Below are 19,410 nucleotides of genomic sequence, written 5' to 3'. Positions count from 1 at the left end.
CATAACTTATGCCAGCGTAGACCAAATCCACTAAAACACACGGCGGCTGAAAGAAATCACAACGATGCTTGATTCAGCTCAGCTGTTCGCAGCGCGTGTTTTGCTCGGGCAGCCCGCGCCATACTCAAACGGTATAAAACCGGCACCACAATCAACGTCAGCACGGTGGAGAACACCAGACCACTCACAATTGCAGTCGCCACCGGCCCCCAAATCAGAGAATGCCCACCCAACCCTGTTGCGAGCGAGAATAACCCTGCAATCGTCGTCAGTGAGGTGATCAGAATTGGAATCACTCGACGACGGGCCGCATAAAGCGTTGAGTGCAACAAACTCATGCCGGCATCCAGACGCGCGTTGGCTGCAGATATCAGCACAATCGCAGCATTAACAGCGATTCCCGCCAAGGCCACGATGCCATACAAGGTAAACAGGCTCAGCGGATTCTGGGTGATCAGCAAGCCAATCAACACCCCGGTAAACGCCATCGGGACCGTCACCAATATCATCAACGGTTGCCAATAACTGCTGAACTGCGTTCCCAATATCAGATACATCAGCCCCAGGCCAAACAGGAACAAGACACCGATAGAGTCGATACTCTCCTGAATATCATCCAGCTCACCGGTCATATCCAGATCGATATTGGGGAAACGCTGACGATAGATCCGATCCCATTCATCCAACAACAGCTGATTGGCGGTCACGGTATCCATCCCACCCTCGACAATATCCGCTTCGACGGTAATCGCCCGACGGAAGTTATAGTGCCGAATATTGCCGAGGCTGCTGTCACGCTGGAAATGGACCAGTTCGGACAGGGAAACCAGCTCACCGGCGGGGGTTGGAATCTGCGCCTGTAGCAACTGATCGATCTCAGCCAGAGGGACCGGTTTTGCGCGCACACGCACTTCAACCTTTTCCCCTTCATGCTGCATGTCAGCGACGATCTCGCCATCCACCAGCAGTTGCACCGAACGCATCACATCGGACGGCATCAAACCAGCGCGGGTGATCGCATCGTAGTTCGGTGACATATTCAGTGTCAGGCGGCCACCACCGGCATCGTCGGTGATATCGGTAATATCACTCTGTGTTACCAGAAAACCTTTGAGTGCATCCGCCGCTGCACGAATCTCGGCGTACTCATCGCCGCGCACTTTTACGCTGATCGGTTTAGAGGTAGGCGGCCCACCAGCCAACCGCAGGAAAGAGGTGTTCATCGGCCCCGGTACCGCATTTACATCAGCCCGCATCGCGTCGATCAGATTATCAACGGAGCGATTTTCAGGCGTTTTCGGTTTCAGCCCCACCAACACCTGTCCGTAATGCTCACCAAAAAACGGTTCGGTTTCGGTAAACATCTGACCGGCATACACCGTCACGGCGCGCACATCTTCATCGTTCAGATGCTGACGTACCTGTGCTTCGATCTCCTGCACTTTTGCCAGACTCTGCTGCAATGGAGTACCGGCCGGCATTTCCACATTGACGTAGAAGATCCGCAACGGATCAGAGGCAAAGTAATCCATCTTGATCTTGCCGGTCACCAGCAGGCTGAAGGCTGACATACAGAACAGCAAGATCAGCAACAGTGTAATCAGCGGTCGACGGATCGCTTTGATCAGAAAACGGATGTAGAAGATCTGCACCTTGCGTGTCAGGTTTTCACGCAGACGCTGGGAGCGGGTCGGCTTCTCAAAACTGATTTTTGCGACGACAACATGTGCCGGCAACATCCAAAACGCTTCGATCAGACTGATCGCCAAGGCGATGGTCACCACCATCGGGATCACACGCATAAAGTCGCCCATGATGCCCGGCAGCAGCATCAGCGGCAGGAACGCCGCCATCGTGGTCAGCACTGCCGTGGTCACCGGCCGCCCCACTTCACCTAATGCAGAAATGGCCGCATCCAGCGGCTTCTCGCCCTTCTGTAACCGATAGTAGATTGCTTCCACCACCACAACGGCATCATCCACCAGCATCCCCAGCACAATCACCACGCCCAGCAGGACTGTAACGTTGAGGGTCTCCCCCGTCATCCACAGCACCCAGAAGGTCCCGGCCAGAATGAACGGGATACCAATCGCCGTCAGAATCGCAATCCGCGCGCCGAGAAATAACCAGGCAACCGCCAACACCAACATCAAACCAATCAGTGCATTATTCTGCATCAGGCTGATCGCCTGTTCGGTCATGGTGGTCTGATCGTCGATCAACACCAACTCCACACCGGTCACATCCTTTAACTGATTGCGCTGATCGATGTAGGTTTTGATTCGGCCAACCAGCTCAATGGTGTTGGCGTTGTCTTTCTTCATGATTGGCATCACGATCGCCGGACGCCCATCTACACTGGCATCCTGCCGGGCTTTCTCTCGCCCCCAGGTCACTTCGGCCACACGGTCCAGCTCGATCTCACCGTTCATCCCCACCAACGGTAGCTTTTTCACCGCATCGGGATCGGCATCCCGTCCAGCCAGCCTGACCAGCCATGCTTGCTGACCCACGTTCACGCTACCGGCGCTGATATCCTGAAACCACTGACGGACCGTATCCGCCAACTGCACCGGACTGATCCCCAACGCCTGCGTCAGCTGTGGATCAAAGTTCACCTGAATCTCGGGTTCATCCAACCCCACGGGGTCGACCCGATCAACGCCTTTTAGCTTCTCCAGATCTTTTTCGATATTACGCGCCTGCACGCGCAGGTTTTCACCATCTTCTGAAGCGACGACAGCCAGCGTTGCGCTGGGGAAAGAGCTGGAACTGGTCAACTCCAGAACATAGGAATCCAGCGCTGCATTAGGCAACTCGCTTTCAGCATTCTGAATTTCACGCCGCAGATCTGTCAGGTGTTTATCAAAGGTATCCTCATCAATATCCTCAAAACGCACCAGCAAGCTGGATACGTTTTCACGCGAGTTGGATGAAACAAAGCGCATGTCCGGGATATTTCGGATCGCATCTTCCAACGGCAACGTCACCCGCTGCTCCACATCCTGCGCCGATGCACCGGGCAGAATCGTAGTGATCGCAATCCAGTTGAAGTTGATAGTGGGATCTTGCTGGCGGGGCAGCATGTTGTAGGCGATAAAACCGATCACCAACACCAACGCAAAGGTCAGGTTGGCCAGTACATGATTATTCAGCAGTCGTTGCAGCATCAGCCTGCTCCAAACGTTCTACGCGATCACCATTCTGTACGCCATGTTGACCTTCGATGATCACCTGCGCGTCAGCAGGCAGATCAACCTGAAGCGCCTGACCTTCCAATGCATCCGGCAAAGGCAAGAACTGCACAACACCCTGCAGCCAAATCATCAGACCTAAGACGTTGTTACGCTTCACCGCATACTGCGCCGGTATCTGTACACCCCGACTCCGCCAGACAAGGCGGCCACTCGTACCCGTCAACGCAGCCCGTTCAGTAAAGTTCAGACGCACCTCACGCGTACGGGTACTGGAATTCACCAACGGCAGCTGCACCCTGACTTCCAGCGGGTAACTAGTCTTATCGCTCAGCAGATAGAGAACAGAGGCCTGCTGCAACGAGGCCAACATAGCTGCGGGCACTTGGGAGGAGACTTCCGGTTGAGTCCCACTCAACACCTTCACCAATGGTGTTCCTACAGATGCCAGACTGCCAAGCATCACAGGCCGCTCCGTCACCGTACCGGCAAACGGAGCCTTAATTTCACAGCGGGACACTTTCAACTTAGCGTTACTCACCGCCGCCTCAGCACTCCTGCGTTCCGCCTGCAATGCGCTTAATTCCGCACGACGCTGATCACGTAACTCTTGCGATGCATTACGTTGCTTAAGCAACCTTTCCGCCCGATTGAGCTGCTGCCGCGCCAGTTGCAAACGCGCATCCAGCGCCGCCACTGCGGATGAAGCCTGCGTGCGGATGTACTCGTAATCGCTGCATTCCAGACGCACCAGCGTTTGCCCTTCCGCAACCTGATCCCCCACCCGCACAGGCACCTCCAGCACCCTGCCTTCAATCTGCGCACTGAGCAAACTGTGATCATAATTGACCACCTTCGCCGGAGCACTCTGCTCCACAAAAAACGCCAGCTCAGCTACCGTCGACGTACGTACAGACGTCGCTTGCACAGACAACGCCATGAGCAAAGACATAAGGAAAATGGGGATAGAAACACCGGACTTCATAACTGTTCCTTCAGCAAAGTAGACTTCGACTCTACTACAAACGTCTGACATAAAAAAACCGCTGCGGGTTTCCCGGCAGCGGTTTTAATTGGATCTTAACAGTACAGATTACAGGCGCACTTCGATACCTTTGTCACGCATGTACTGCTTGGCTTCAGGGACGGTGTATTCGTTGAAGTGGAAAATAGAGGCCGCTAGTACAGCATCCGCTTTCCCCTTGATGCAACCTTCAACCAGATGATCCAGATTGCCGACACCACCGGAAGCGATAACCGGTACGTTAACGGCTTCGCTGATCGCACGGGTTACGCCGAGGTCATAGCCGTTCTTAACGCCATCCTGATCCATGGAGGTCAGCAAGATTTCACCTGCACCCAGATCAACCATTTTCTTCGCCCATTCAACCGCGTCCAGACCGGTTGGCTTGCGACCGCCGTGGGTGAAGATCTCCCATTTGTCTTCTTTGCCCGGCTGGCTGACTTTTTTGGCATCGATGGCAACCACGATGCACTGGGAGCCAAAACGATCAGCAGCTTCGCGCACGAATTCCGGGTTAAAAACTGCAGCACTGTTGATGGAGACTTTGTCTGCACCGGCATTAAGCATGGTGCGGATATCGTCACAGGTACGGATGCCGCCGCCAACAGTCAGTGGGATAAATACCTGCGAGGCCATTTTCTCCACGGTGTGAACCATGGTGTCGCGACCTTCGTGGGTAGCGGTGATATCAAGGAAAGTGATCTCATCCGCGCCCTGTTCGTCATAGCGCTTTGCAACTTCAACCGGATCACCGGCGTCGCGGATATCTAAAAACTGTACACCCTTTACGACGCGACCATTTTCCACGTCCAGACAAGGGATAATACGTTTTGCCAGAGCCATGTTGTTACCTATTCTGTATTGCCAGTCTGGTCACTGAAAAGAACCAGACTGGCGCAATCATTTAGAACACTGTAAACCTGAATGGTTTTACAGTTTGCCATCCCAATTGAGGAAGTTTTTCAGCAGCTGCAGACCCACTTTGGAGCTTTTCTCCGGATGGAACTGCACCGCAAAGGCGTTATCACGTGCAATTGCCACATCAAAGTCCACACCGTAACGGCAGGTGGCTGCAACCAAATCACGTTGCTCAACCTGTACGTGATAGCTGTGTACAAAGTAGAAACGGCTACCGTCTTCGATCCCTTCCCACAGCGGGTGATCGTTGTGATAGACCTCATTCCAACCCATATGAGGCACTTTCAGGCGCTCACCGTCTTCTGACAGATCATCGCCAAAGTACTTCACCTCACCATCAAAGTGAGACAGGCACTCTACGCCGCCGTTTTCTTCGGAGGACTGCATCAACGCCTGATAACCGACGCAGATGCCAAGGAAAGGTTTACCCGAAGCGATCGCTTCAGCCACCTCTTTGTCCACACCCAAACGACGAATTTCAGCCATACAATCACGGATCGCACCGACACCCGGCAGGATCACTCGATCAGCGTTACGGACTTTTTCCGGATCGGCAGTGACAATTACTTCAACACCCGGCGCTACGTGTTCCAGTGCTTTGGAAACAGAGTGCAGGTTGCCCATGCCATAATCAATTACTGCAACGGTTGCCATCGCTTACAGAGTTCCTTTGGTAGAAGGCATCATGTTTGCGGCGCGGCAATCGATCTCCAACGCCATACGCAGTGCGCGACCAAACGCTTTAAAGATGGTTTCCGCCTGATGGTGCGCGTTAAACCCTTTGATGTTGTCGATATGCAGGGTCACACCAGCGTGATTAACGAAGCCCTGGAAGAACTCCCAAAACAGCTGGGTATCCAGACGGCCAATGGTGGCGCGGGTGAAATCACATTTGAAATCGAGGCCCGGACGACCGGAGAAATCGATAACCACACGAGACAGAGCTTCATCCAGCGGCACATACGCATGGCCGTAACGGACGATCCCTTTTTTATCGCCAACAGCCTGTTTAAAGGCCTGACCCAAAGTGATACCGATATCTTCTACCGTATGGTGATCATCGATGTGAGTATCGCCCTTGGCGTTCACCTCAAGATCGATCAGACCATGACGGGCGATCTGATCCATCATATGTTCCAGAAACGGGACACCCGTATCGGCCTTAAATTCGCCGGTTCCGTCCAGGTTGATGGATACTGTGATCTGGGTTTCCAGCGTGTCACGGGATACCGTGGCGCGACGCTCAGCCATGTTGCTCTCCGAGATGTTCGTAAAAAACGACCATTATACAACCAATCCCCGCCGATGCCGATCTTCTGCATCTATGCTGAAACCCAAGATCTGCAAAAACGTCACAGTCAAACGCATGACAGTCCTTCTCCTTCTGTTTAACATGCGACTTATACGACTGTGCCAAGGAGGCATTCATGAAAACGCTGATGAAACTTGTGGCAGGCCTCGTTGCGCTGGTGATCGTACTGATCGTCGCGGGCGGTGCCATTCTGGGTATTTTCTTTGACCCGAATGAATACAAAGGCGAGATCGAAAAAGTCGCGCTTGAAAAAGGCGGTGTCGAACTAGATATTGGTGGCGACATTGGTTGGTCTGTCTTTCCTTGGCTCGGGCTTGAGATCGGCCAAATCAGCGTTAAATATCCAAACCAACCCCAGCTCGCCACGCTGAACAAAGCACAGGTATCGGTGCGTATCCCTGCTCTGTTGAGCGGTCAGGTACAGATGAGCAGCGTTGTGGTTGACGGCCTGAATCTTAATCTGGTGCAGGACGGCAGCAGTAACAACTGGGCACCCGCCGGCTCCTCTGATAAAGCCGACACGTCAACCGAGCAACCCAATGCTGCAGAAACCGCAGGCGGAACCGCCATTGCTCTGGATATCGACAGCATCGCCGTGACCAACGGCAACCTGAGTTTCGAAGACAAAAAGGCAGGCAGCAAAGCCTTGGTGAAAGACCTCAACCTGACCACCGGTAAGGTACAGGATGATGCGGTTTTCCCGCTGACCCTCAGCTTCAGCGCCGAACAGTACGCAAATGGTTCTGCCCAACCGGCGATGACGGTTAGCTCCAAACTCGATAGTGATGTCCGCTTTAACCTCACCAAACAGCAGTACTGGGCGAAGAAGCTGAACAGTTCCATTACCGTTCAGGGTGAAGCAACCGGCGGTAAACCGCTGACGCTGACGTTAGCGGCCGATATTACTGCCGATGCAGCAAAGCAGGCTATCACGCTGGAAAATCTGAAAGTCGCGATCGCCAATCTGGCATTGAGCGGCAAACTGGCCGTGAACGATTTTGCTAAACCGGCAATCAGCGGTGCGGTTAATGTTGCACCTTTTGATCTGCAGAAACTGTTGGGGACTCTGGGGCAGCCTGCGATTGAAACTACCGATCCCGATGTTCTGAAGGCGATCAGTTTGTCGACTGAGTTGGGCGGACCGGCGAACACAGTCACTGCTAAGGCTCTGACCCTAAAACTGGACGACACCACGTTTAAGGGTAACGCAGCCTTTAATCTGGCCAGTGGCGGCATCAAGCTAACGCTGAAAGGTGACAGCCTGAATGCTGATCGTTACATGCCTCCGGCGAAAGAGCAGCCAGCTGAAGCACAGCAGGCCAGCACGGGCGAGCGTTACTCTAAAGAGAAGATCATCCCGGTTGAGCCACTGAAAGGTCTGAACATCGATGCGGCTCTGGGCTTGGGCAAACTGCATGTCAGCAAGCTGGATATCCAGAATATCGACCTGGTAGTGAGCGCTCACAACGGCCTGATCAAAGCGAGCAAGATCAACGCCGATATGTATCAGGGCACACTGCGCAACAGCGCGACACTGGATGTGCGTAAAACACCGATCCGTATCGCCGTGAAGAAAGACATCAAAGGTATTCAGGTTGGCGACATGCTGAAAGCGGCGGCAGATACCGACGCGTTGACCGGCGCGCTGAACTCTCAGGCAAACATCACCGCCCGCGGTCGCTCCGTATATGACATCGTGCATAGTCTGAACGGCACAACCAACGTGCAGATGAAAGATGGCGAACTGAAAGGTATCGATATGGCCCAGACCGTGTGTCAGGGTCTGAATACCGTGAAGTCACTGGGGATCAATACACAGGAAGTGGATAAATCCACGCCGTTTGCCAATCTGAGCGCCAGCACCAAAATCGTCAACGGTGTGGTGAATAATCCAGATCTGAAAGCAGCGCTGGATGCGATGGTTCTGAATGGCAAAGGTAAAGTGAATCTGCCAAAAGAGAGTCTGGATTACCGCGTTGGCCTGACCATCGAACAGAACCTGTTTAAGGAGACCTGTTCCATTCCGGATAGCCTGGAAGGCGTTGAGTTCCCGGTTGACTGTAAAGGTGGATTCGACACTGATCCGGCCAAGCTATGCAAACCAGACCTGGCAGTCTTCAAGAACATCTTTGAAGCTAAAGCAAAGGCGAAAGTAAAAGCTAAGGTAGATGAGCAGAAAGACAAGCTGAAGGAGAAGCTAGGCGAAAAATTAGGCGGAGAGGAAGGCCAAAAACTGTTGAAAGGACTGTTTGGTCGATGACACCTGAGCACTTCTCAACGGCCGTACTGGACTGGTTTGATCAGCACGGCCGTCATGACCTGCCCTGGCAGGCGAATAAGACCGCTTACCACACCTGGATTTCCGAGATCATGTTGCAACAAACTCAGGTTGCAACAGTGATCCCCTACTTCCAGCGCTTTATAGAACGTTTCCCTGATGTGCAGTCGCTGGCGGAAGCCGAGCAGGACGAGGTCTTACATCTCTGGACCGGGCTCGGATACTACGCCCGCGCCCGTAACCTGCACAAAGCCGCACAGCGAGTCGTCAGTGAATACAACGGCGAGTTTCCGCAGTCTGTCGAGGCACTGGAAGATCTGCCCGGTATAGGCCGCTCAACGGCCGGTGCCGTGCTATCGATCTCCACCGGTAAACGTGCAGCCATTCTTGATGGCAACGTAAAACGGGTGCTCGCTCGCTTCTATGCGGTTGAAGGCTGGTCCGGCACCACCGCAGTGCAAAAGGAGTTGTGGCAATACGCTGAACGTAATACGCCCGATGCACGCGTCGGTGATTACACACAGGCGATGATGGATCTGGGCGCAACACTCTGCACCCGCAGTAAACCCAGCTGCCTGCTCTGCCCGCTGCAACCCCAGTGCAGTGCCTTCGCGCAAGGTAAGACCGATAAACTTCCGGCACCACGACCTAAAAAAGTTATTCCGGTTAAACAGACCTTAATGCTGATGATCCGCAACGATGCGGGAGAGGTATTACTCTACCAGCGCCCGCCAAGCGGCCTATGGGGTGGCCTGTGGAGTTTCCCGCAGGTACAGGACTTGCGAGACAGCCACGGTGAAACGGGGTTGGAGATCGACGCAGACAGCGCTGAAGCTCTGGCTCCCCTGCGTCACACCTTCAGTCACTTCCATCTGGACATCACACCGGTGCTGGCAAGACTGAAAAGCCCTACAGAATGTGTCATGGAAGGCTCGCCGCTGCTCTGGTATAACTTAGAGCAACCACAAAGTGTGGGCCTCGCAGCACCCGTTAAGAAGCTACTGCAAAAGCTGCCGTCACCGGGATTGTCTTAATTCCGGTCAGGTCCTGACCCATACTGATTTTGTATACGCACCGATTTTGTATTCTGGAGATCTCTGATGAGCCGTACCGTATTCTGTCGTAAATACCAAGAAGAGCTGGAAGGGCTGGAACGCGCCCCTTATCCCGGCGCTAAAGGTCAGGATATCTACGACAACGTTTCCAAAAAAGCATGGCAGGAGTGGACTGATCACCAGACCATGCTGATCAATGAAAAACACCTGAGCATGATGGACCCAAAAACGCGTGAATTTCTGACGCAGGAAATGGAAAAGTTCATGGCCGGTGAAGATTACGAAAAAGCGGAAGGTTACGTACCACCGTCTAAGTAATACCTGTAGCACGGATAAACGCCGGGGTCTTAAGAACTCCGGCGTTTTGCTATCTGAGTCTAGCAGCAGTTCAGTTCGTATTTAGGCGACGAAATGCTTCCATCGCCCCTTTCTCTCGCCCGCGCTGATCCATCAAACCGAAATGCTTTTCCGCTTCTTTGAAATAGCCCTGATGATAAGGCACGTCCAACAGGTGGAAACTGTTAAATCCAATCAGGTCTGCTTGCTGTTTAAAGATCGGCAGTAACGCAGAGAATTGCTTGTACACAGCTTCCTGCACATCCTCGCCCTCAGATCCGTAACTCGATAGTGCCAGATACGCAAAAAACGTCGGTTTGTTGTAGGTCTCGTGTAGATACCGCGCAAACTCCAGTGCACGGTATGGCGTTTGATCTAGCCCCTGCACAGAATTTCGGGTCACGGCACGCATCTCCTGAAAGCTTATAAAATCAGCTTCTTGCGCCGCTCTCACTATACTGGGATGAAACGTCTTCCAGTTTTGCAGATCACGGACATAGCTGTAGTCTCCGAAGTCCCCAACACAAAAGCTCACCTTTGTATCCGGTGCCTGACGCACCATCTGCATACTCTCAATCAGCAGATCATTAAACGGAGCATATGCACCAATACCGTTTTGGTTAAATTCCGGGTTTAGAATAACCAGCTTTTCGCCATCAATCTGTTGAATGAACGTGGTGAAGCGTTGCAGGTCCTTGAGATAGGCTTCGCGGTTCGTTTCTACGAATTCAGGACTGATGTCGTCGGCAAACCAGTAAAAAATGAACACTGGTGTGTATCCACGATCGATATACTTGTGCTGGATATCCTCGGCGCTATACCAGTCTTCCTGCCAGTCCCGGTTTATCCAGATCGAGACTGCATTGGTATTTGGAGCCAACACCGGTAAAAGATCCGTAACCGGTACATGTGCCTGTGGACAATTATCACGGTAAGCGGTGAGCTGATTCTCTGCGGTGCAAACCTCATATCCCCCCACACCCAGATAGAAACGTGCCTCAACCGGCATCGAGACCATCATGATGGTCGAACAGACCACCAACCAACGATGTAGCCTGTTCAAGAGATTCTTATTCATAGGAAGCGATTAAACTCAGAGCAGACTTCGGACTGAGGTGGTGCACCGTTACTTCTGTATACCCCTGTTCAACATTGTGAGCGTAGTCGATCTCAGCACCAACCAGTTCTGCAGTGATCTCACCCAGCACCTTACCCTGCGGCCAATATGCACGGAAAATCAGGCGCTCAACTGATTCACCGTTGTCATTACTCACCCGGATCAGGAAGTTTTTACGGGTTGGGGTCACCTCGTAGCGAATCTGTTTCGCCTGTCGGGCGCGGGTAACAATATCAATTCCAGTCATGGGCGTTAGCTGCGGCTGAGTATTCAGATACTCAAAGTACCTTTCCACAATTTTGATATTCTTTTTATAGGCCATCAGATGAGTGTGAATACTGAGGCTATATAACCCATCCATGTAAGTGATTATCTCGGTTTCCTCAATCATTCGCTGCAAAATAGCGTCAGCATCCCAATCCAGATTGACCAGATACTGGTAATCATCAGTACCGCTTCGTGGAATAACGTATAAAGGTGCTTCCATGCTCTCGATCGTCGGGTATTTGTAGTCTTTACGCTTCTCCAATACATAACGGAAGTTCGCACCGGAAAGAATACTGTTCATCTGCTCATCGATCTCTTCACGCGGCGGACGAAACCCCATGATGTCATCGTTGGCTATCTTATCGATCAGCGTTTTAGATCCTTTCGTCTCATTGACGATATTTGCCTCGCCCGTCTCCGTGATTTTCTTGTGAGTGTAACTGTGGGACCCCAGTTCAATATAAGGGCTGCGAGCAGCCTCTCTCACCATCTCTGGAAACTGTTCGGCCAGCTCTGCAACCAGGAATGCGGTAACCGGCACCCGGTAGCGATTGGCTGCATTGATAAAGCCTTGAAAGGATTCAAATTTATATTCTGTATCTTCAGAAACGAATACCACTTTGTCCTTATCCAAATAGGGATAAGGCACCACCGGCAGAGGTTCTGTGGCCGCTTGTGCAATACCTTGCATTAGCTGGGTCAACTTAGCGGGAGTTTCTGGAGCTGAAAACAAGCTATATGAAGGCAGCGAACTGTAAACCCAGTTACCTTTCCCATACCGACCATGCCAAAGCACACCAGACTCCTCATACGTCAGCTCCTGCTCAACGTCGTTCTCAGTGACCACTAGTGGGGCAGTGCCCGCCCAGTTGGTAGAAATAGCATCGGGGGTCAGTGTCTTGGAGACAAACACCGGTAATGGGTCATAGAGTTCAACCCCGATCTTGTGCCCCTTCGGATAGATCCGCTGGCTCAACGGCGACAGAATTTTAGGCGATATGAATAGAAGATCTTCAGTATCAACGTAGGAGGCTTTTGATGAATATTCTAACCCTGTGATCTCTTTGATCGCCGCGTTAGCACGGTAGGTTTCGCCATCGTGGAAGCCAAAGTGGTAGTTGAAGAACAGGTAACCGCCATCACGCAAAAACGTGTTGATAGTGGCAATCGACGTATCTGAAAGATTAACCGTATCGAACGCAAACAGTGCCGCATTCGTTGGTAGACTGGCTATCTCTCGTTCAACAACATATTTCACCTCAAAACCTGCGGCCCGATATCCATCGGCCAGCGTGTTAAGACGATCAATGTAATTGTAATCCGCAAGCCCCAGACTATTCAGCTTTGACAACGTATCTTCTGAACGTAAAAAGTAGAGCGTTGAACCACCTTCACTACCACCCAAAGCACCGCTGCCACCAGCGCCCGCCTGTGGATAATAGTTTACATAGAGCTGGTAGGTTACCAACGCACTGCTCATGGTCAGCACCGCAAAGAAAAATATAATACCTGCGCTATATAACTTGGAAGCGTTGAAACGCATCATTTCCCCTAGCTCACTTTTCAAAGAAGATGAAGTCATCACCGCTCTCTTCTCTCAATTCTTCGTACGTCACTTGTTGTTGCTTTTTAGCACGCTTCTCGCGCAGCTTGTAAAGGAAATAGGCGACTACGCCGAATGACAACGTCAAAATGGTGATGATCAGGATCACCATCGACATAAATGCGATTAAATCCATCTACAGGTTCCCCTTCCGGTTGAGCTTTCCCCAATCCATTTTTAGATTCATCCACTCTTCGATCGTCGCAAAGATCTTCGACACATTGATCACAGAGATAAAGTAGAGCCGGTAGAAAATGGCGTACCAGGTCAGAGACAGACTCTCACGTGTAGTCAACACACAGTACAACGCCCCGGCAAGATCCAGCAAAGTGAACAGCAGCCACCAATAAAATATAAAGGCACTGGTACCGGATGTGTATGAGACATAAATGAAAAACAAAGCCCCCAGCACATCCATAAATGGCCAGAGTATCGATTCAAAAAACATATACCAGAGTACCAGAGAGATCTTTGGTCGGCGCATAACGTGCAACATCATGCTCTTATGCTTTGCCAACGACTGAAGAATACCCCGGGTCCAGCGGTAACGCTGTTTGAGCAGATCAAGCAGACTGTCCGGCGCCTCGGTATAGGCAAACGCCTCCGGTTCGAAGTCGATACGGTAACCTGCTGCGATCAGCTTTAAGGTCAGGTCAGCATCCTCAGCAAAGGTATCGCTATCGTACCCCCCGACCTCTTGCAGAGCGGTTTTGCGGAATACGCCGATCGGACCTGGAATAATCGATACAAGCTTAAAAAATGCCTGCCCGTTTCGCGCCATATTAAGGCCTTCGATATATTCCAGTGCCTGCAGGCGAGTCAGGGTATTGATGCGGTTGCTTACGTACACCGACCCCGCCACTGCCGCTACACGTATATCATCAAAGTAGGGCACCATCCGCTCTATCGCATCGTCAGATAGTTTCGAATCCGCATCCACCACCATGATCAATTCGCCGCTACTATGCTCCATACCATAATTGAGCGCTTTCGCCTTACCGCCGTTGGGTTTGCGGAGTACTTTTAGCGACGATACTCCGTTGTCGTATTCCAACTGCTTAGCTTTAACGAAGGTCGCATCGGCAGATCCATCATCTACCACAATAATCTCAAGTCGCGGATATGTTTGCTCCATGATGGAGATTAGCGATTTCTGAATGACTACGTCTTCGTTATAAGCCGGAACAATGATCGACACCTTAGGATAGTCACGATTCGGCTTATGCCTGCGCGCCGTACGGCGGATGTTGTTCAGCATGGAGAACAGCATCAAACCAAGATAACGCAAAGTAATCAGTAACGTAAAAATCAGCAGCATCACCACGCCCAGCTCGCCGATAAACGAATGCATGGCGAAATAGAGACTATGCAGTTCGATCACTGAGAAAATCGACAACCCTGCCAGCAGGGCAATAAAGGCCAGAAAGAGTACTCCCTTCATCACCACTGGTACTCCAGTGACGCCGTACAATTCGTACTGCGATAAGCTCTGTTCGCTTGTGCTGTCCGTCCAGAGTTACTTTTTTGACAGCCCACACGCGCGTCAACGCCACGTTCCTCCATCGGATACTTTAGCCAGAGCCCGTAGTCATACAGGGCACGCTTCTCGGTGAAGGTGTAACCGGCACTGGAGTTAGCAATCAGGTCCAGTTCCTTACCCAAATCCAACGTTGCTTCGAGACGCACGCGGCTAGAATCGTAGAAATCCGGTGAATAATAATCATCGGTTGGCTGGCTGTTCCAGATATACCAACCGTTAAGTGCGGCGGCGTAATCCAGCCGTTCCGTCTCACCTTTATAAAATGCGTAGTCATACTGGCCGATGGTTTCAATATTGTCATCGCTGACACGTCCCAATGCGAACGCATACCAGAGTGAGCGCTTCTGGCCCAACGCCCGGTATTGATTAAACGTAAGCTGCAAACGCGTCAGCTCACGATCCAGCGAAGCACAGCTGAGTTTGTCAAAAAACAGCGAGCTATAATCCATTGACCAGGTTGTAAACACACCCTCTGCCTGAGTCTGATAGCGCAAATAAGGCATCAGATGCAGTTGATCCCGCATGTTATCCAAACGAGCCCCAACCGTAATTTCATTGCGACGGCCGTTCAGATCCAACTGAAAGCCTCGTTCGTTACGGCACTGCGGCTGACGAAATTCAACCGCAGCCAGAGCGGCCTGCAGCTGATAGTCACGCCACTTTTTTTGCACAGATACCTCCGGACGTCGATATTCCACGTCATCCGAGTCACTAAACGTACGATACCGAAAAGCAAACTGTTCCTGCGTTTCAATGCCCTCATCCGGCACTCGCTTTGCTTCCAGGTCCCGAGCTAGCAAGCCAAACTGTGCTGTTGGATGAGAGGGTACTTTAACGGCAACACGTCTGGATAACACTTCCCCTTCCGGCTTTAGCACTTTGCCGACACCTTCACCGAAGTAGATAGTGTTCACAACCGTATCCTGAGGTGACTTTTCCAGAGCGGCCACTTCTAATCGTTCCAGCTCTTGTTCAACCTGCTTCAACAATTCCTGCTTATACGCTTGTTCCTCCGCACTCTTTTCAGAGTCAGGAAGAGTTTTCCAGCTTTCTTTTTGAATCAAACAGTTAACTTCTGTTTCAGGCTTGCTGCCACAATCAACTAACAGGTGTTTTAAGCCTTTATCGCTCAACCTGTCAGATCGATAATCCTGCACAAAGCGCACCAGATAACGCATACCGCCATCACCATAGGATGCGCCTTTCACTACGCCCAGCTCACTGAGTACAACCTGAATATCCTTGTTTCGGCTCAATAAGCCGGACTTGTGTTGTATCCAGCGAGCATTCTCACGATATACCGGAGCATAGTGCTTGCTATACGCAGAAAAATCTCGTGCCTGCCAGCTGTGCTGCCAACTCTCTATAAATGCCTGCAGCTCATCCGGGACAGGCTGCAACGACGGCTCAAGAGTCTCTCGTAACTTCAGCGCAAGTTTCTTCAGCACTGTCCGGGCGGCACGGTAGTTACCGCTACGCGACAGGTTATAGCCATAGTGATAGGACACTTCATCGCTGTTCATATAAGAGCGACTGACGATATAGAACTCACTGGCCGCCACGGTATGCTGACCCTGTTGAGCCAACGTGAAGGCATACAGATAGTGTGCCTCCATATCCGCGGGGTACTGCTGGAGGTACTCGCTAAGCTGAGCTGAAGCACTTCTGAAATCGTCCGCTTCGAAGGCTTTCCTTGCCAGCTCCAGCTGATGGGGATCACGGATATTTTTCGCGAGCGGAGCCCCCTTCTCTTCCTTCTGGATCTGCTCTCCAAGTTTTTTCGACCGCTTGTCATCTGGAAACTGATGAGTCAACTGATCGAGAATCCGCTTCGCGTCAGCGTAACGACGGGACCAATAATACTGTTGAGCCAGCTGGAATAAGCTATCGGCACTGTATTGCTGGAATGCATGCCGCTCAAGATGCAGAAAACCACGAACATATTCGTGGTGCTCGATATACAACAAACCCAGCCTCTTGCGAACCGCATGATCATCCGGTCGCAGCTTCAGATAACCTTCGTAATAATCCTGTGCTTGTGAATAGGCTTTCTTTTGTTCAAACAGATTAGCCAATTGCAGCATAAGATCTGTGCTGTCCGGCTGCTGCAACAGGCGGGCTTCGTAAAGCTCAATCAGTCGGTCGTAGTCCCTGTTTCCCAAGAGGATGACTTCCTCCATGGCAGGATAATCCAATGTTGAACTGTCAATTTTCATCAGCGGGTCGAAGTAAGTAACAGCTGTTGCTAAGTCGCCTCCCCAGTAATAGCTGAACCCCATCATCATGCGACTCTGCAACAAAATCTCCCGATTGCGGGCCGTGTCGATGAGATGACGTAGCTGCGGCTTTGCAATATCCAGCTCGCCTCGCCAGGCGTGTATACGCGCCCGAAGTAACTGAACCTTTTCCGTGTTGGGTTGAATATCGCTAAGCAACGTCAGTGCTTTTTCGTATTGAGTTTCCCAAGCGTAGCGCTCGGCAGCAAAATAACGGGTATCGTTGTCAGGGGTAAACTCCGCCAGATATCGATCAAGTACTTCAATCGCCATTTCACGCTGACTGTTGTTGTACAACGACGAAACCAGTGCACGTAATGTGATATCCCCTGGGCTCAGATGAAAGGCACTTTCAAGATCACGTTGGCTGTCCTGTTCTTGCTGATCCAGTGCCACCTTCAACTCGGCTATGCGCTTATGATCAGGCCATTGCGGCTGCATCTGCTGCAGCAATATTTGGGCTTTATTGCGGTCTTTTTTCTCGACCAACAGCGCCAGAAGTTGCAAACCATCGTCAAGCTGACGCTCAGCGTTCCAGACTTGTCCGTATGCGTGGACAGCACAATCAATCCGTTCCAGACGATGACATGCCTTAGCGCGTAACCTCAGGAGTAGAGGGCTACGTTCATTTCCAGAGGCTTGTTCCAGTAGGTTTAGCGCCTGATCCACACGATTGTGGTCCAGCAACCGCTGTACATAAATTTCACGCACGCTGACGGGAAGTTTAAAGTCATACGCCTTGAGCCAATCCAGCAGAGTGTCTAGCTGCTCATATGCCTGCGCGCTGTACAAGCGGTTAACCACGTGTTCAAGACGCGTCTGATCATATGGGTTAGCAAGATCTATTTGGGTAAGAGCATCCGAAAACTCATGGATTCCATCAAGCTGACGCGTTAGTCGTGCTGTCAACGGCAAGTCCGGGTCTAGTGTTGCAACAGCTTCAAGCTGCCCTCTGGCTTTTTCAAACTCTCCAGCCATCAGGTAATAGCGACCTAATACCAATCTGGCACGCAGGTCTTCTGGATCTGCCGCCACCGCCTGCTCAAGAGAAGCAGCATCAATCTCCACTGCCATCGCCGGACAAGGCAACAGACTCAACAACACGATATACAGCCAATGCTTCAGCATTCGACCGGGATCCCGGCCCGAAACTCATGCGCCTCCTGAATCGCCAGCAATTCTGCGTCTGGATCTGAAGCCAGCACTTTACGTTCCACTAGTGCAGCGTTATGTGCCAACAGATTAGCCGCAAAAAACTTCAGGGTATGACTGTATTCGTCATAACACACCATGTCATAGGGCCGCCCGGCCAATACTTGTGCATTTTCCAGACACGTTATTCCCGGTGTACGGAAGCTGAAGATGCTGAAGCAGAGACCGTTATCCACAAACGTTTGTACACGCTCAAAGAAGCCTCGTTTACAATCTAAGTACGGGGTTTCTTCTGGTAACTCGCTGAAACTCGTATCGTAAATTCGTGTCCGCAGTGCCCGCTCCACCACCAGAACGAAGTCTTCCAGATAGAAGTTTCTCTCCAGCAGATCCAGATACCCCTTCTGTGAAGCCTGCAAACGGTCAAGCTTACGCACGTAACCCTCGGTGCTAATACGCAGAACCTTAAGATGATTGTCACGCGCAATTCGCATCAGCTCAGCTGTTTCTGATTCAGCTGCGGCGAAGATAATCAGTTCTGGACGAGAAATTAGCTGGTGTACGATCTCAGCCACACTCGGCGCAATCACTTTCAAACTAAAATCGCTGTCTCGCAGAAGATAAGTCAAATTATTGACCAATGCGGTATCTTGCGAAATCAACAATATCTTTCCGCTATCAACCGACTCTTCGGTCGACATATCCGCCGAAGTTTGCAGAGCAAAATGCCCAAGTGCTTTGCGCACCAGTGAAAAATTCGATTGTTGTACCGGCAACGAGGAGTAAAGCACCGTTACCTCCCGAGTATCGATGCCATTGACGGGTTTCTCCACCAACAGCTCCAAATCGACATAGCGTTCAACTTGTTCCAGATAGAGCTGATGCGCCTCATCATGTTGCAGGGTTATAAAGAGCTTTTTCCCCACCTGCTTAGCGGCACTGGTCACGGCACTGATAAAGAGTTCAATATGAATGCGATCCTGCACTTCGAAAAACTCTTCTATCCGATGCAGGATGATCGCATCTCCGGGTACATGTTCGACGGCCTGCTGAAGATCATCAATAAGATAATTAAACCCAAGATCACGCTTACGTAAGCGCCAATCCGGTTTCACATATAAGATTTCAAAAGATTCACAACCTGAAAAGCTGGACGCCAAGATGCGGGTCTGATCCATTTTCCGGCTGTTAGTTTCTTTCTCAAATGGAGTAATTAAGACAGGGCGCAAACACTCAGCGCTCTTTAATAAGGTTAGCACTAGCGTTAACTTCCCACTGTGCCTCTCCCCTGTCACTATACAACTGTCCGTATTTCCTAGGGTTTGCTGCTGTACCATG

The 19,410-nt window shown here is 51.3% G+C and carries 14 protein-coding genes; 3 read left to right on the top strand and 11 right to left on the bottom strand.

Annotation, left to right across the window (positions count from 1 at the left end; all coding sequences use genetic code 11):
- Nucleotides 1-56 precede the first annotated feature (56 nt).
- The 5 genes from IOQ59_RS00210 to hisB all read right to left on the bottom strand — a co-directional run bounded on the left by IOQ59_RS00210 (nt 57) and on the right by hisB (nt 6,387).
- On the bottom strand, nt 57-3,170 hold the full coding sequence (locus tag IOQ59_RS00210; RefSeq protein WP_193951239.1) for an efflux RND transporter permease subunit: 3,114 nt from the start codon (nt 3,168-3,170) through the stop codon (nt 57-59).
- Nucleotides 3,148-4,179 carry an efflux RND transporter periplasmic adaptor subunit gene (locus IOQ59_RS00205; protein ID WP_193951238.1) on the bottom strand — a complete coding sequence of 344 codons (1,032 nt, stop codon included), beginning with the start codon at nt 4,177-4,179 and terminating at the stop codon, nt 3,148-3,150. The genes IOQ59_RS00210 and IOQ59_RS00205 overlap by 23 nt, the downstream gene beginning before the upstream one ends.
- 108 nt (nt 4,180-4,287) lie before the next feature.
- Complete coding sequence (hisF, locus tag IOQ59_RS00200; RefSeq protein WP_193951237.1) at nt 4,288-5,061, bottom strand: imidazole glycerol phosphate synthase subunit HisF; 774 nt, start codon at nt 5,059-5,061, stop codon at nt 4,288-4,290.
- 87 nt (nt 5,062-5,148) lie between these two features.
- Complete coding sequence (gene hisH / locus IOQ59_RS00195) at nt 5,149-5,790, bottom strand: imidazole glycerol phosphate synthase subunit HisH (protein ID WP_193951236.1); 642 nt, start codon at nt 5,788-5,790, stop codon at nt 5,149-5,151.
- A 3-nt stretch (nt 5,791-5,793) separates the two neighbouring features.
- A complete protein-coding gene (gene hisB, locus IOQ59_RS00190; protein WP_193951235.1) occupies nt 5,794-6,387 on the bottom strand; it encodes an imidazoleglycerol-phosphate dehydratase HisB in 594 nt (197 codons plus the stop codon).
- A gap of 176 nt (nt 6,388-6,563) precedes the next feature.
- Here hisB and IOQ59_RS00185 point away from each other — a divergent pair, with 176 nt between their 5' ends.
- The 3 genes from IOQ59_RS00185 to IOQ59_RS00175 all read left to right on the top strand — a co-directional run bounded on the left by IOQ59_RS00185 (nt 6,564) and on the right by IOQ59_RS00175 (nt 10,099).
- Complete coding sequence (locus IOQ59_RS00185) at nt 6,564-8,708, top strand: AsmA family protein (RefSeq protein WP_193951234.1); 2,145 nt, start codon at nt 6,564-6,566, stop codon at nt 8,706-8,708.
- Entirely contained in the window at nt 8,705-9,760 is a 1,056-nt protein-coding gene (gene mutY, locus IOQ59_RS00180) for an A/G-specific adenine glycosylase (RefSeq protein WP_193951233.1), read from the top strand. The genes IOQ59_RS00185 and mutY overlap by 4 nt, the downstream gene beginning before the upstream one ends.
- A gap of 66 nt (nt 9,761-9,826) precedes the next feature.
- Nucleotides 9,827-10,099, top strand: coding sequence for an oxidative damage protection protein (locus IOQ59_RS00175; RefSeq protein WP_193951232.1), 273 nt, complete (start codon nt 9,827-9,829; stop codon nt 10,097-10,099).
- 70 nt (nt 10,100-10,169) lie between these two features.
- Here the strand turns inward: IOQ59_RS00175 and IOQ59_RS00170 are convergent, their stop codons facing one another.
- From IOQ59_RS00170 to IOQ59_RS00145, 6 genes are read right to left on the bottom strand one after another with little or no spacing between them, the layout of a single operon-like run.
- Nucleotides 10,170-11,180 (bottom strand): hypothetical protein, encoded by a 1,011-nt coding sequence (locus tag IOQ59_RS00170; protein ID WP_228050580.1) that lies wholly within the window; start codon nt 11,178-11,180, stop codon nt 10,170-10,172.
- A gap of 7 nt (nt 11,181-11,187) precedes the next feature.
- Nucleotides 11,188-13,083 carry a polysaccharide deacetylase family protein gene (locus tag IOQ59_RS00165; RefSeq protein WP_228050579.1) on the bottom strand — a complete coding sequence of 632 codons (1,896 nt, stop codon included), beginning with the start codon at nt 13,081-13,083 and terminating at the stop codon, nt 11,188-11,190.
- Nucleotides 13,058-13,240, bottom strand: a complete 183-nt coding sequence (locus IOQ59_RS00160) for a hypothetical protein (RefSeq protein ID WP_193951229.1) — start codon at nt 13,238-13,240, stop codon at nt 13,058-13,060. Before IOQ59_RS00160 ends, IOQ59_RS00165 begins: the two co-directional genes overlap by 26 nt.
- Nucleotides 13,241-14,545: a glycosyltransferase family 2 protein gene (locus tag IOQ59_RS00155; RefSeq protein ID WP_193951228.1), complete on the bottom strand. Its 1,305-nt coding sequence runs from the start codon at nt 14,543-14,545 to the stop codon at nt 13,241-13,243.
- Nucleotides 14,545-18,048, bottom strand: a complete 3,504-nt coding sequence (locus IOQ59_RS00150; RefSeq protein ID WP_193951227.1) for a tetratricopeptide repeat protein — start codon at nt 18,046-18,048, stop codon at nt 14,545-14,547. Before IOQ59_RS00150 ends, IOQ59_RS00155 begins: the two co-directional genes overlap by 1 nt.
- Nucleotides 18,042-19,250, bottom strand: a complete 1,209-nt coding sequence (locus IOQ59_RS00145; protein ID WP_193951226.1) for a hypothetical protein — start codon at nt 19,248-19,250, stop codon at nt 18,042-18,044. The genes IOQ59_RS00150 and IOQ59_RS00145 overlap by 7 nt, the downstream gene beginning before the upstream one ends.
- Nucleotides 19,251-19,410 lie beyond the last annotated feature (160 nt).

The sequence above is a fragment of the Pontibacterium sinense genome, assembly GCF_015209595.1.
Lineage (GTDB): Bacteria > Pseudomonadota > Gammaproteobacteria > Pseudomonadales > Balneatricaceae > Pontibacterium > Pontibacterium sinense.
The sequence above is the reverse complement of the archived record's forward strand: the minus strand, read 5'-3'. Positions and strand labels throughout refer to the sequence as shown.